Annotated in this window: 9 protein-coding genes; 7 read left to right on the forward strand and 2 right to left on the reverse strand. The window is 74.9% G+C overall.

What is annotated here, in order from left to right:
• The first annotated feature begins 200 nt into the window (after positions 1 to 200).
• The 5 genes from DB033_RS17790 (at position 201) to DB033_RS17810 (ending at position 7,083) form a co-directional block, all read left to right on the forward strand.
• Positions 201 to 725 carry a PadR family transcriptional regulator gene (locus tag DB033_RS17790; protein WP_111768178.1) on the forward strand — a complete coding sequence of 175 codons (525 nt, stop codon included), beginning with the start codon at positions 201 to 203 and terminating at the stop codon, positions 723 to 725.
• Entirely contained in the window at positions 722 to 1,444 is a 723-nt protein-coding gene (locus DB033_RS17795; RefSeq protein WP_111768179.1) for an ABC transporter ATP-binding protein, read from the forward strand. The genes DB033_RS17790 and DB033_RS17795 overlap by 4 nt, the downstream gene beginning before the upstream one ends.
• Positions 1,445 to 1,539: 95 nt before the next feature.
• Positions 1,540 to 3,726 carry an FtsX-like permease family protein gene (locus tag DB033_RS17800; RefSeq protein ID WP_157970776.1) on the forward strand — a complete coding sequence of 729 codons (2,187 nt, stop codon included), beginning with the start codon at positions 1,540 to 1,542 and terminating at the stop codon, positions 3,724 to 3,726.
• 420 nt (positions 3,727 to 4,146) lie between these two features.
• Complete coding sequence (locus DB033_RS17805) at positions 4,147 to 5,226, forward strand: ATP-grasp fold amidoligase family protein (RefSeq protein WP_111768181.1); 1,080 nt, start codon at positions 4,147 to 4,149, stop codon at positions 5,224 to 5,226.
• Between the two features lie 102 nt (positions 5,227 to 5,328).
• On the forward strand, positions 5,329 to 7,083 hold the full coding sequence (locus DB033_RS17810; protein WP_205843975.1) for a DEAD/DEAH box helicase: 1,755 nt from the start codon (positions 5,329 to 5,331) through the stop codon (positions 7,081 to 7,083).
• A 245-nt stretch (positions 7,084 to 7,328) separates the two neighbouring features.
• Here DB033_RS17810 and DB033_RS17815 read toward each other — a convergent pair whose 3' ends face one another.
• Positions 7,329 to 8,921, reverse strand: a complete 1,593-nt coding sequence (locus DB033_RS17815) for a GTPase (RefSeq protein ID WP_111768182.1) — start codon at positions 8,919 to 8,921, stop codon at positions 7,329 to 7,331.
• The gene (locus DB033_RS17820) at positions 8,918 to 10,618 is read right to left on the reverse strand and encodes a P-loop NTPase family protein (RefSeq protein ID WP_111768183.1); all 1,701 of its coding nucleotides are present in this window, start codon (positions 10,616 to 10,618) and stop codon (positions 8,918 to 8,920) included. The genes DB033_RS17815 and DB033_RS17820 overlap by 4 nt, the downstream gene beginning before the upstream one ends.
• A gap of 281 nt (positions 10,619 to 10,899) precedes the next feature.
• On the opposite strand from DB033_RS17820, the gene DB033_RS17825 reads away from it, so the two are divergent.
• Positions 10,900 to 11,661 carry an ABC transporter ATP-binding protein gene (locus DB033_RS17825; RefSeq protein ID WP_111768184.1) on the forward strand — a complete coding sequence of 254 codons (762 nt, stop codon included), beginning with the start codon at positions 10,900 to 10,902 and terminating at the stop codon, positions 11,659 to 11,661.
• On the forward strand, positions 11,662 to 14,151 hold the full coding sequence (locus tag DB033_RS17830; RefSeq protein ID WP_111768185.1) for an FtsX-like permease family protein: 2,490 nt from the start codon (positions 11,662 to 11,664) through the stop codon (positions 14,149 to 14,151). It begins immediately after the preceding gene.
• Positions 14,152 to 14,182 lie beyond the last annotated feature (31 nt).

Consider the following 14,182-nt stretch of genomic DNA (forward strand, 5'->3'; position numbering starts at 1 on the left):
CGGCCCGCCCTGCTGCCCCCACCCTGACCGCATCCCCGAACTGCCCACCGAATCCGGCGATGCCCAGCCTGCAGGGTGGGCACGTCCGGATCCGGTGGGCAGATCCCACGGACGTCGGCGGAACCGGACGCCCCACGGCCAGGTGCCACCGGGTAACCCGTATTCACTTGGTGTATAGCTCGTGTGTATAGTCCTGGGGCATGTCGGTGTCGCGCACGTTGCTGGGACTCATCGAGACAGGTTCGTCGCACGGCTACGACCTGAAGCGGGCGCACGACCAGATCTTCCGGTCGGATCGCCCGTTGGCGTACGGGCAGGTGTACGCCACGCTGGCGCGGTTGCTCCGCAACGGCCTGGTTTCCGCGGAGGGGTCGGAAGCCGGGTCGGGACCGGATCGCAAGCGCTACAGCATCACGGATGCGGGGGTGAGCGACCTGGAAGCCTGGTTGACCACTCCCGAGCAGCCGGCCGAATACCTGCAGAACACCCTCTACACGAAGGTGGTGCTGGCCCTGATGTCAGACCGGTCGGCTGCGGGGCTGCTCGACGCCCAACGGGCCGAGCACCTGAAGGCCATGCGGGAGTTCAACCGTCGCAAGCGGTCCGGCGACCTGGCCGACCAGTTGATCTGTGACCACGCGTTGTTCCACCTGGAGGCGGACCTGCGCTGGCTGGACGTCACCGCGTCGCGGCTGGCCGAGCTGGCGGGCCAGGTCGGCCGGTGACGCAGCCGGGAGGAGCCCCGGGAGCCGGGGGAACGGTCGGGACGGCGACCGCGCCGGTACTGAGCGCCGTCGGGCTCGTCAAGGGTTTCGGGGCCACGCCGGCGTTGCGGGGAGCCGATCTGGAGGTGCGGGCGGGCGAGATCGTCGCCGTCCTCGGGCCGTCCGGATCGGGGAAGTCCACCCTGCTGCACTGCGTCGCCGGCATCCTGCGACCCGACGCGGGCGCGGTCCACCACCGTGGACGCGACCTCGCGACGATGGGCGACCGCGAACTGTCCGTGGTGCGGCGTACCGAGTTCGGTTTCGTCTTCCAGTTCGGACAGCTGATCCCCGAGCTGACCTGTCTGCAGAACATCGCCCTGCCACTGCGTCTCGGCGGCGCCTCGTCCCGGGTGGCGGCCGCGGCCGCACGGGAGTGGTTGGGCCGCCTCGGGATCGCCGATGTCGCCGACCAGCATCCTGGCCAGGTGTCCGGTGGGCAGGCGCAGCGGGTGGCGGTGGCGCGCGCCCTCATCGGTTGCCCGGCGGTCATCTTCGCCGACGAGCCCACCGGCGCGCTGGACACCCTGCAGGGCGAGAAGGTGATGGAGCTGCTGGCCGGCGCGGTCGAGGAGGTCGATGCCGCACTGGTTCTCGTCACGCACGAGCCGCGGGTGGCGGCCTGGTCCGACCGCGAGATCGTGGTCCGCGACGGACGCACCACCGAGACCCGCCGGTGACCGGCCCGGCGCCGGTCGTCGACCGCCCGGGGTGGGCGCGGCCGGCCCTGCCGTCGCGCGCAGGCGTCCGGGCGCAGGCACGCTGGGCGTTGTCGATGGCGACCGCGGAACGGCGGAACCGCAAGCGGCTGCTCGTGATGGCGCTCGGTATCGCACTCTGCACGCTGGCGTTGCTGGCGCTGGCGACGGTCGACCCGTTGATCACGTCCATCACCGCGCGCAGCCTCGCCACCGAGCCGGCCCTGACCGGGTCCGGGCCCGAGTTCCGCTCGGGCACGGTGACCCACACGGTCGGCGACCACAGCGTCGTCGGCGTCCTGCTGGCCGGACCGCCCGACGCGGCGCCGCCCCCGGGCACCGCCGTGTTCCCGGCGGCCGGCGAGGTGCTGGTGTCCCCTGCCCTCGCCGACGCGCTGGCCGACCCCGACCAGACCGAGATCCGCAACCTCGTGAGCGGCACCGTGATCGGGACCATCGATCCGGACGTGCTGACCAGCGCACGGGAGTGGCGGTTCTACCAGGGCCTGCCCACCCTCCCGCGGGACTGGCGCACCGCGGACTCCTGGGGAGCGGACACCCGTGGCCCCGATCCCGCGGCACTGAACCTCCAGCTGTGGATGATCATGGGGGTCGGGACCGCTGTGCTGCTGGTGCCCCTCGTCGTGTTCACGGCGCTGGCCGGCCGCATCGGCGCGGCCCGCCGCGATCGCCGCGCCGATGTGCTGCGACTGCTCGGGGCGTCGCGCCAGCAGTTGCGCCACGTCCTGACGGCCGAACTCCTCGTGGCCTCCGCGGTCGGTCTCGTCCTGGCGGCGGCGGTGTATCTCGGCCTGCGGATGCTGGCTCCGTTCCTGTCGATCGGCGGCCACGGCGCCCAGTCGGCCGACGTCACCCCCGACCCGGTGTTCGCGGCGGTCATCGCCGTCGGCGTGCCGGCCGTGGTCGGTGCCTCGGCCGCTCTGGGCGCCCGGCGGGCCGATCGGCGTGGGGTCGGGGACGGGGACGAACGACCACCGGCGATGTGGTGGCGGCTGCTGCTCCTGACGGTGACGCTCGCGGCGAACGGCGTCGTCCACTGGAACACCCACGCCCCGAGCGGGGATCCGGGCATCGGCGTGCTCGTGCTGTTCCCGATGGTCGTCCTGGACGTCCTCTGCGTGGCCGTCTTCGTCGGCCCCCTCACCTTCGGCCTCGCGCGCCGGCTCCGGGCCGGGAGCCCCGCCGCGCAACTGGCCCGCGGCCGCCTCGTGGAGCAGCCGAAGGCGTCGACCCGGCCGGCGGCCGCGATCGCCACCACCCTGACGGGCGTGCTCGCTCTGTTGTCGATCCTCGGCACCGAGCCGGACCGCTCCCCGCAGACGAGCGCCGCGGCCGCCGGGACGTACGACGGCGTGGTCCTCGACCTGCCCGTCGCCGACCTGCAGAGGCTGCAGGCGGACCTCGGCGCCGTCCCCGGTGTCCAGACCGTCTCGCTGTCGACAGGCCTGCCGTTGGTGGGAACCGACGCGGCGGCACGGCTCGCCACCTGCGATGCCATGGGCGAGCTCGCCGACGTCCCCTGCACGGACGGCGACGTCTTCGTGCACCACGGCGATCCCACCGCCGTCGACCGGTTCGTCGTCCGGGGTGGCGGGACCTGGTCACCGCCGGCCGACACCATCCCCGTCGGGCTCCCGTGGGAGGGGTACCTCGGCAACCAGTACATCCTGACGCCGGGGGCGGTCGCCGCTCAGATCCCCGAGCTGACCACCCTCGCCCAGGTCGAAGTGCGCGTGCGCATGTCCGCGGACGCGCTGCCGGGCGCCCGGGCGGCGGTGGCGTGGCTGGGCGGCCAGTCGGCGCTGGTCCTGACGGCGTCGGACACCGGCAGCGTCCTGGACGTCCTGACCTGGGTCAGCGTGGTACTGATCGGCTGCGCACTGATGGTGCTGCTCATCTGCGCCCTCGGCCAGTGGCTGTCGGCTGCGGAATACGTCGACGGCCGCCGTCGGATCTTCGCCCTCGCCCGGGCCTCCGGGGTGCCGGACGCGACGCTCACCCGCTCGATCGTGCTGGCCGCCGTCGTCCCGGCGGTCGTCGGCGCTGTGCTGGCCGGCATCGTGGGCGCGACGATCGTCGTACAGATGCGCGTGTTCCACAGCATCGACGACGCGGTGTCGTTGGACGTCATCCGGCTGGTGGTGGGCGGCGGCGTGGTCGTCCTGACCGCGTCTCTCGTCGGTGTCGCCACCGCCGCCCGGCTCCGCCGGACCACCGGGCCGGACGCGCTCCGCACGGAATGAGCGCCCTGCGGGCCGCCCACCGGTGACGGCCCGGATCCACCGCTCGCCCGGCGCGGACGGCCCCGCACCCCCCACCCGTAGGGCGGCAGACGGCGCACACCGACCCCTGGCGTCCCGGCGACGAGCACGGTGACCGCCGAGACGGGCGCAGCCCGACTGTCATCCGCATCACCCGAATGCCTGCTCCGAGCCCAGGCTTGCTACTCTCAGTCACAGATTCCCGATGCACCGGCCAACGCGTTGATCCGAACGGGTCACGACCACCGCCGCTCATCGCGGACGACTGGCAGCCGACCGGATCGGCCGGTCCCACCCCGCGACCGCGGGGCCGGGGCGCGGGCGCCCCGGACCGGTCGTGCGACTGTGACCCCCGGTCCGCCGTGCCGCGCCATCGCCAGCACCTCGGAAGGAACCCCTCCCATGACCACGCACCTCGCGACCCCTGACGACGTCCGGACCAGCGGCCTCCCGGACGCCACGGCGGCGGACGGCCCCGCAGCTGCGGTCACCCCGCTCCGGCCCGCCGCGGATCCCGGTCTCCCCACCGCACCGCCCCCGGCCGGCAACGGCGCCGCACGGCGTCCGCCGGTCGCCCGTCGGCTGCTCGGCGCGGTGACCCGCCGGCTCGACGTCGTCGCGCGCGCCGTGGCGGACCGGCACGGTGAGCGGTGGCCGGTCCTGGCAACCACCTACGACGCCGCCGTCATCCGGCGACGCATGCAGCGCTCCCTCGGCTACCGGCCCGACCTGCGCAACCCGAGGACGTACAACGAGAAGTTGGCCTGGCGGATCCTGCACGACGACAACCCGCTGATCCCGTTGACCACCGACAAGATCGCCGTCCGCGACCACGTGGCCGCCACCGTCGGCCCGGAACTGCTCATCCCCCTGATCGGCACCTACGAGCGCGCGGTCGACATCCCCTGGGACGACCTGCCGCAGTCGTTCGTCCTCAAGGGTTCCCACGGCTGTGCGATGAACCTGCTGGTGCCGGACAAGGACGCCATCGACCGCAGCGAGGTGCTGCGCACGGCCGAGGGATGGCTGCGGACCAACTACTACGAGCAGTCCCGTGAGCGGGCCTACAAGCAGATCCCGCCGCGGCTGCTCATCGAGGAGCTGCTCACCGACGAGGACGGCGACGTCCCCGCGGACTACAAATTCCTCGTCTTCCACGGGCGCACCGCACTCATCCGCGTGCACTCGGGCCGCTTCGGTGACCACCGGGTCAACTTCTTCGACGCCGACCTGCAGCCGGTCGCCCTGCGCCAGATCATGCCCACCGCTCCCGCGCTCGTGCTGCCGCCCGAGGTCCGGGACATGATCCCGGTGGCCGAGCAGCTGGCCGCGGACTTCGACTACGCCCGGATCGATCTGTACTGGGCGCGCGGGCGGTGCTGGTTCGGCGAGATCACCCACAACGACGGCAACGCCCACGTGTTCTTCGAGCCCGCGTCCTACGACGCGGACCTGGGCGCCCTCTGGCGGCTGCCGCGGTAGGACCGCACGGCGGTCCTCGGGGCCGCTGTCGCCGGTGGGTGTGGCCGACCCGGCGCCTCGCCCTGCCGGGCCGGCCGGCCCCCGGACGGCAGGATCGGCCGAATGCCCCGCACCACCCGTCGCCGTCCGGCACGACGCCCCGCTGCACCGCGCCCGACGAGCCCGCACGACCCGACCGCCGGCCGCCTCTGGTACCTGGCGGTCCCCTTCCAGCAGCAGGTCGACGGCGCGGTGTGGGACCCGGCCCGCAAGGCCCACACCCACACCGCTCACGCGTTGCCGGCGCACCTGGCGCCGTACCGGTCGCAGCCCTACACCGTGCTGCGCCGCCGGGAGGACGACGCGAACGGCACTCCCGGCGCGCCGCCGCCGCCGGTCGCCGCAATGACCCCGCGTGACCTGCAGGTGGACGGTGCCCGCGCCATCGTCACCGCCGCGGCCACCCGCATCGGCGGTGCCCCGGCCCGCGGCTTCCTGCTCACCGACGACACCGGCGTCGGCAAGACCGTCACCGCGTTCCTCGCGTTGAAGGAGATCGCCGCGGCACGGACGCTGACCCGGTTGCTGATCCTGGTGGACCGCCCGAAGCAGATCACCGTCCCGCACTGGCGGCGCACGGTCACCGCGCTCGGCCCGGGCGACCTCGACATCCTCATCGCCTCGCCGGACGAGCTGCCGCACCTGCTCGACGGCACCACGCCGCGCTGGACGTGGGACCTGCTGGCGGTCGACGAGGCGCAGCTCTACCGCAATCCGGACACCGCCAGGGTCCGCCGCTACCGGGCCGTCTCCCGGTTCCGCAGCCCGCACGCCAAGGCACCGTTCACGCTGTGGATGACCGCCACCCCCGGCAACCATCCGGCCGAGCTGACCTACCTCGCTCCGTTGCTGGCCCAGGTCCACGGTGAGCCCACCACCCGGTGGACCGACTTCGGCGGCCGGCTGCTCGAGGCCGGGCTGCCGATCCGCAAGGGCCCGTACGGCACCTGGACCTGGGACGGCGCGGCCGCCGATGACACCGCCGCCCAGCAGGACGCCACCCGCACGGTCCGGCGCTGGCTGCTGGACGCACCGGCACCGCTGACCCTGCACCGGGCCGCCCCCTGGGGGCCGGCGCCGCTGGAGCCGATGCCGGTCACCCTCACCCCCGACGAGCGCATCGCCTACGACGTCGCCTGGTCGGCCTTCCGCGGCGCCTTGCGGGCCCTGGAGGACGACCGCGAGATCCGGGGGCGGGCCGCCACCGCCACCGGCCGCGCCGCGGTGCTGCGGTTCCGGCAGAAGGCCTCCCTGCTGCGGGTGCCCGCGACCGTGGCGTGGGTGCTGCGCGCCGTCGAGGCCGGCCGGCAGGTGCCGGTGTCGTGCGAGTTCGTCGGAGCCGCCGCCCAGCCGATCGCCGACGCCGTCGAGGCGGCCGGGGTGCCGGTCGCCCGCATCTTCGGTGGCACCACCGGCGCCGACGCCGAGGCCGAGCGGCTGCATTTCCAGACGGGTGCGGCGAAGGTCGTCGTGTTCACTCCGACCAGCAGCCTGAGCCTGCAGGCCGGCGAGCACCTGGCCGACGGCGACACCGGATCGGCGGCCCCGCGGGAGGCACTGATGCACAACGTCCGCTTCTCCGGGATCGCCGCCCGGCAGGTCCTGGGCCGCTCCCACCGTGACGGGCAGATCTGTCCGTGGCACCTCGCCTACGCCGAGGACACTGCCGAGGAGCAGATCGCGTCGCTGATGGTCGGCCGGCTGCGGGCCACCGCCGACACCGCCGGAGCGGACAGCGCCGCCCTCGCCGGGATCGCGGAGATCCTCGGGGTGTCGTGGCTGCCGGACGCGGCGCTGGCCGAACCCGACCCCCGCTGACAGATCAGGACAGGCCAGAACAGGACCAGACAGATCAGGACAGATCAGATCAGGACGGGCCAGAACAGGTCGAGCCGGTCCGGAACAGGCCAAGACGGGCCGGGGCCGGCCGGGACGGGTCAGGACGGGTCAGGACGAGCCGGGGCCGGCCGGGACGGGTCAGGACGGGTCAGGACGAGCCGGGGCCGGCCGGGACGGGTCAGGACGGGTCAGGACGGGTCAGGACGGGCCGGGACGGGCCGGGGTCAGCTGCCGGCCCTGGTGACCGCGGCGCGGAACCGGTCGTGGTCGGCACGGACCCTGGTCAGCGGTTGGAGCACCTCGGTGTCGGCGACCGTGGCCACCCTGTCGGTCAGCTGCTGCCGTGCCTGCCGGGCCCGTCGGCGGGCCCCGGCGCGCACCAGCGGTCTGCTCACCAGCGCGAGCAGGAGGCCGGCGAGCAGGCCGCCGACGAGCAGCAGCGTGGGCAACGGGATGCCCTCCACCCGGGGCAGCGGGACGACGTCGGCCAGTTGGAGCAGGCCCAACCCGACGAGAGCGAGCAGCCACAGCGCTCCCGCCAGCGCGGTCAGTGCGAGGAGCCACTGCAGGCCGCCGGCCGCCCGCTGCCAGACCGGCGTGCGGTCCGGGCCGAGGTCGGTGCCGGTGACGGCCCGGTCCAGCCGGTCGGCCAACCGCTCCTCCGACAGCTCCGCGGTGCGTCGCAGCTCGTCCCGCCAGGCCTGCGGCAGTCCCTGACCGGCGGCGTCCCGGGTCCGGCGCAGCGCCGTGTCGACGCCGGCGGTCTGCACCGCACCGGCCTCGGGCAGCGAGCTGCGGGCCGCCTCGCTCCCCAGGTGCAGCCGGCTGAGCGGGTCGGCCCGCAGTTTCGAGGTCCAGCGCAGCACCGGCCAGCCGGTGTGCTGCTGTCCGTCGCGGCGGACGGAGCGCTCGACCGCGCTGACGACCGCGGGCACCCCGGCCGCGTCCGCGAGCGCGGCCGCCAGGCCCTCCCGGTCGTCGCGGGCGCGGCCCCCGTCGGCGTCCGGCGCGCAGTGCCGCGCCAGCGCGGCGGCGGCGGACCGGGCGTCAGCGGCCAGCCGGTCGGTGGCCGCCCGCCGCGCGGCCACCCGGGCGGCGAGCTCGGCCCGCAACTCGGGCAATCCGGCTCCGGTGCGGGCGGAGGTGGGCATGATCGGCGTCGCGGCCAGTCCCTCGCGGTCGAGCAGCCCCCGCAGGTCGGTGAGGCAGGCCCGCGCCGCGGCGTCGTCGAGCCGGTCGACCTGGTTGAACACGACCACCAGCACCCCCGCGTGCCCGGCCAGCGGCGCCAGGTACCGCGAGTGCACCGCGGCGTCGGCGTACTTCTGCGGGTCGAGGACCCAGACCAGCACGTCGACCAGCTCGACCAGACGGTCGACCTCCAGCCGGTTCTCCAGCCGGACGCTGTCGTGGTCGGGCAGGTCCAGCAGCACCAGTCCGTCCAGCGCCGGCTCGGCCGGGTGCACCCGGTGCCGGCGCGGCACCTGCAGCCAGTCCAGCAGCCGGTCGGCTCCGTGATCACCCCACACGGCGGCGTGCGCGACCCCGGTCGTCGGCCGGCGGACGCCCGGAGTGCTCACCTCGCTGCCGCTCACCGCGTTGAACAGGGTGGACTTGCCGCTGCCGGTCGCCCCGGCGAGCGCCACCACGGTCGCGTCGCCGAGCGCCTCGCGCGCACCGGCCTTGGCCAGCAGGGTGCGGGCCCGCGACACCTCGGGCACCCCGAGCCGGCCCTCCGCGACCTCCACGGCCTCCCGCAGGGCGGCCAGCCGCTCGGTCAACGGGAGATCGGTGCGCCGCCCGCTGCCCAGCTTCATGCGCGGGCTCCGCGGGCGGTGGCCAGCCCGGCGAGCGCGCCGCGCAGCTCGGCGGTGGCGTCCGGCGGAGGCGCCACGTCCGCCAGCAGCTCGGTGAACCGGGCCTGCTCGCCGCGCAGCAGCCGGTCGGCCCGGGCGTCCAGGTCGGCGCGGGCGCGCGTGGCGAGTTCCCGGACGGCGTTGTCGCCGAACACCGCCTCCAGCAGCCGCTGGCCGACGGCGGTGGTGCCGCCGGCGATCGCCACCTCGGCGCCGGAGAGCCCGGCGGTGGAGGCGAAGACGGCGATCATCAGCGTCGCACCGACGCCGTTGACGCCCCAGGACAGCAGCCGGGCCTGCGACCGCTTGCCCGCGCCCTCCGCACGCACCAGCTCGAGCACGAAACCCTGCCAGTCGCGCACCTCGTCGGCGGCCTTCCGGCCGAAGTCCGGCGAGGCCCCGTCCAGCTCGGTCTCCCGGCCGCCGATCACCGCGATGCCGCCCGGCAGCGAGCGCCAGGCGACGACAGTGTGCTCCGCCGCCCGGTCGGCCTCGGCGCGCAGCAGCTGCTCGACGCCGGACTCCAGCGCTCCCTGCAGGTCCGCGGCCGGGTCGGGCCGGCCGCGGAACGCCGCGGTCACCCGGTCACGCCACCGACCGACCTGCCCCTGCAGGCTGCGCATCCACTCCCCGGTGCCCACGAACTCCTGCCAGCGGGCGAGCACCTCCCCGCGCAACAGGCTGCCGTTGCCCACGCCCTCGTCGACGGCGGCACGGGCACCGGCGTACGCGGCGTCCGCCGCCGCCCGCAGCGCCTCTGCGGCGACCGCCTGCTCCTCGACGCCGGCGGCGACCAGGTCGACCCGGCCGCCGAGACTCTCCAGCGCACCGGCCAGCGTCTGCCGGACGACGGCGGCCCGCTGCTCCTGGTCGGCGGCGAGCGCCTGCAGCCAGTTCCGCAGCGGCGCCACCTGCTCCGCGGGCAGGAAGCCGTCGACCAGCGGTCGTTCCTCGACGACGAAGAGCCGGGCCGCGCCGAGCCCGGCGCGTCGCAGCATCGCGGCCAGGTCCTCGGCGACCTCGCCGACCGCCTCGGGCGGCACCCGGTCCAGGACGACGGCCAGGGCGGTGCCGCGGTCCTGTGCCGTCCGCAGCAGATCCCAGGGGACGGCGTCGGCGTACCGGGCCGCCGTGGTGACGAAGATCCACAGGTCGGCCGCCCCCAGCAGCTGCCCGGCGAGCGCGCGGTTGGCCTCGACCACCGAGTCGACGTCGGGGGCGTCGACCAGGGCCAGACCCGGCTGGAGGGCGTCGGTGGGAACGAGGGTGATGCCGCTGAGGGTGTCACCCCCACCCGTGGTGCGGGCCAGTCCGGGAAGCACCCGGGTGCCGGAGAACCACGCCACGTCGGCGGCCGCGCAGACCAGCACCGGCGAGCGGGTCGTCGGCCGGAGCACCCCCGGAGTGGTGACCCGGGCGCCCAGCACGCTGTTGACCAGCGTGGACTTCCCGGCGCCGGTGGAGCCGCCGACGACGGTCAGCAGCGGGGCGTCGAGGTCGCGCACCCGGGGCAGCAGATAGTCGTCGATCTGGTCGACGACGGCGCGGGCGGTCCGGGCCGCGGCATCGCGGCCGGCGGTCGCCAGGCCCAGGGGCGCCGCGGCGACGGCGTCGCGCAACCGCTGCAGGGCGTCCGGCAGCCCGGTCGGGGTCGTCATGCCCAGCTAGGTGCCCGCCGCCGTGGATCCGCACCCCTCGGGGGGCCGGTCGCCACCCTCGGTCATCATTCCCACCACCGGACCGGGCATCGGCGCCGGCGGGACCACGAAGCGACGGCCGGACGCGGTCGGCCACTGGTTCGACTACCCGCAGTGATCGGAAACATCACCCGTAGATCCATGGTCTCGTGTCACTGTGTAACGGTAAAGTCGCTCTCTGCAATCACCGTCGCGCACCCCCGAGGGCCGCCCCGCACGGTGCCCGAGCGAAGGACGCCACCATGACGTCGACCGACCTGCTGTCGTCGATCCGCTCCACCGACTCCGGGATCGCCCGGGCCGTCGGGGTCACCAAGATCTTCGGCCGCGGACCGGCCGCCTACACCGCACTCGACGACGTCTCGGTCTCCTTCGAGGCCGGCAGCTTCACCGCCGTCATGGGGCCGTCCGGCTCCGGCAAGTCGACCCTGATGCACTGCATGGCCGGCCTGGACAACGCCGACCGCGGCCAGGTGTTCGTCGACGGAGTCGAGCTCGGCGGCCTCGACGACCGGCGGCTGACCATCCACCGGCGGGACCGGATCGGCTTCGTCTTCCAGAGCTTCAACCTGCTGCCGATGCTGTCGGCCAGGGAGAACATCACGCTGCCGCTGGAGCTCGCCGGCCGCAAGGTCGACAAGGCGCTGTTCGCCGAGCTGGTCACCTCGCTCGGCCTGTCCGAGCGGCTGAACCACCGGCCGGCGCACCTGTCCGGCGGTCAGCAGCAGCGCGTCGCCGTGGCCCGGGCGTTGATCACCCGCCCCGCCGTCGTCTTCGCCGACGAGCCCACCGGGGCGCTGGACTCCAAGACCGGCGCCGCCCTGCTGGCCCACCTCCGCGACGCCGCCCGCGCCGGCCAGACCATCGTGATGGTCACCCACGATCCGGTCGCCGCCACCTACGCCGACCGCGCGATCCTGCTCGCCGACGGGCGGCTCCGTGGCGAACTCGTCCGCCCCGACGTCGACAGCGTGCTGCACGCCCTGTCGTCGCTGGCGGTCTGAGTGCGCTCGGCCTGGGCCGGCCTGCTGCTGCACAAGCGGCGGTTCGCCGCCGTGCTGCTCGCCATCGCCATCGGCGTCGGCTTCGCCGCGTCCACGCTGATCTTCACCGACAGCTTCCGGACCGACCTGGCCCGCACGGTGGGTGCCGCGGCGTCCCGGGTCGACGTCATCGTCCAGCCGCGCGGCGGGACCGACACCGCCGGGATGCCGGCGGCCATCACCGCCGTCCCCGGTGTCGCCGCCGTGGAACCGGTGCACCACGCGATCCTCGCCTTCACCACCGCCACCACCCGGGGCTTCACCCACGTCCAGTCGATCCCCGGTGATCCCGCCCTGCGCTGGTTCGACCTCACCGACGGGCAGTGGCCGGCCGACACCGCCGACCCGCTGACCGCCGTCGCCGTCGACGCCGACACCGCCGAGCGCAACGACCTGGCGGTCGGCAGCGCCGTCACCGTCACCACCGCCGACGCCACGCAGCGCCGGTTCACCGTCGTCGGACTGCTGGACGTGCACCGTTCGTCGCTGACCGGATCCCGCGACGAGCTCTACACCACGGTGGGCCTGGCGGGAGAGCTCGACGGTGGCGTCGCCGCCGAGTTCGACGTCACCGCCGCCGCGGGCACCGACCCGGGCGCGCTGGCCACCGCCGTCGGCGCCGCCCTCGGCGACACGGCCGTCGTGCGGACCGGTGCGGCCGTCGCCGCCGGGCAGGTCGAGCTCGCCCTCGGCGGCACCCAGGTGCTGGGCACCGTGCTGCTCGCCTTCGCCGTCATCGCCGGACTCGTCGCCTCGACGGTCGTCGCGAACACCTTCACCATCCTCATCCACCAACGGCAGCGCCAGATCGGGCTGTGGCGCGCCATCGGCGCGTCCAGACGGCAGGTGCGCTCCTCGGTACTGGGGGAAGCGCTGCTCATCGGGGTCCTCGGCTCGCTCGCCGGCGCCCCGCTGGCCGTCGGCGCGGCGCTGGTCGCGATGCCGATCGCGCACCTGCAGACCTCCAGCCTGACGGTGAACCCGCTGCCGCTCGCGCTGTCGGTCGGTGCCGGTATCGGCGTCACCGTGATCGCCGCGCTGCTGCCCTCGGTGAAGGCGATGAAGGTGTCGCCGCTGGCCGCACTGAACCTGCTGATCCCGGCGCCGCACAGCGCCAGCCGCGGCCTCGTGCGCACCTTCCTCGGCGTGGTGATGGTGCTGTTCGGCGGGGGCGGGCTCGCTGCCGGCGTGATGATGCCGTCGCTGGCGGTGGCCGTCGGCGGCGGGGTGGTGTCCGCGCTCGGCGTCCTGCTGCTGCTGCGGTCCGTGCTGTCCCGCTTCCTGCGGCTCGTCGTCCCGGCCGCCCGGCTCGCCGGGACGCCCGGCCGGCTGGCCGCCGCCAACGCCCTGCGCAACCCGCACCGCGCGGCCGCGACCGCCACCGCGCTGACCATCGCGGTCGGCCTGATCGTCACCCTGCAGGTCGCCGCCGCCTCCGCCCGGGCCAGCCTGTCGTCGTCCCTGGACGACCGCTTCCCGCTGGACGTGAGCATCACCAGCGTGGCCGAACCGTCGGCCGACAGCCCGACCGGCCGGGTGCTGCCCGCGCTGCCCGGCGGGCTGGGCACCGAGATCTCGGGGGTCGACGGGCTCACCACCCGGACACTGTCCGGCACCCTGGCGGACCTGCGGGTGGACGGCGTCCCCACCCCGGTCACCGCGGTCGGCACCGCCGCCGACGTGGACGCGGTCATCCGCACGCTCCCGGTGCCCACCGGCCGCATCGCACTGCCCGACGGGCTGATGTCGTCGGCACGGCTCAAGGCCGGCGACACCGTCGAGCTCGTCGGGCCCGCCGGGAGCCTGGAGCTGACCGTCTCGGTCAGCCACCTCGCCCGCGGCCAGCGCGCCACCGTGGTGATCGCGGCCACCGACCTGGCCGTGCTGGACCCCGCCGCCGGGCCCGTCGCCCTCTGGGGCCGGCTCGCCGACATCGACAGCGCCAACGCCGCGATCACCGCCCTGAACCCCATCGTCGCCCGCTACCCGTCCATCGCGCTGGCCGGCGCGGCCGTCGACCACGCCTCCATCTGGAAGGGCCTGACCCGGATCCTGCTGCTGGTCACCGCGCTGCTCTCGGTGGGGGCGGTGATCGGGGTGGTCGGCATCGGCAACACGCTGGGCCTGGCGGTCACCGAACGCACCCGCGAGTCGGCGCTGCTGCGCGCCCTCGGGCTGAGGCGGAGTCAGTTGCGGATGAGCCTGGCGGTGGAGGCGGCGCTGCTGGCCACCGTCGGCGCCGTGGTCGGGATCGGCCTCGGCGCGGTCTACGGCTGGGTGGGGGCCGCCGCCACCTTCGGCGAGATCGACACCCCACTGGTGATGGATTTCCCCACCACCGACGTCCTGCTGGTGCTCGCCGCGGCGGTGCTCGCCGGGGTGGCCGCCTCCGTCCTCCCGGCCCGCCGCGCCGCCCGCGCCCAACCCCGGGCCGTCCTCGCCGAGATCTGACCCGGCCGCCGGGGCCCCGGAGTTCGCCTCC

Origin of the sequence: Nakamurella deserti (assembly GCF_003260015.1) — a bacterium.
Taxonomy (GTDB): Bacteria; Actinomycetota; Actinomycetes; order Mycobacteriales; family Nakamurellaceae; genus Nakamurella; species Nakamurella deserti.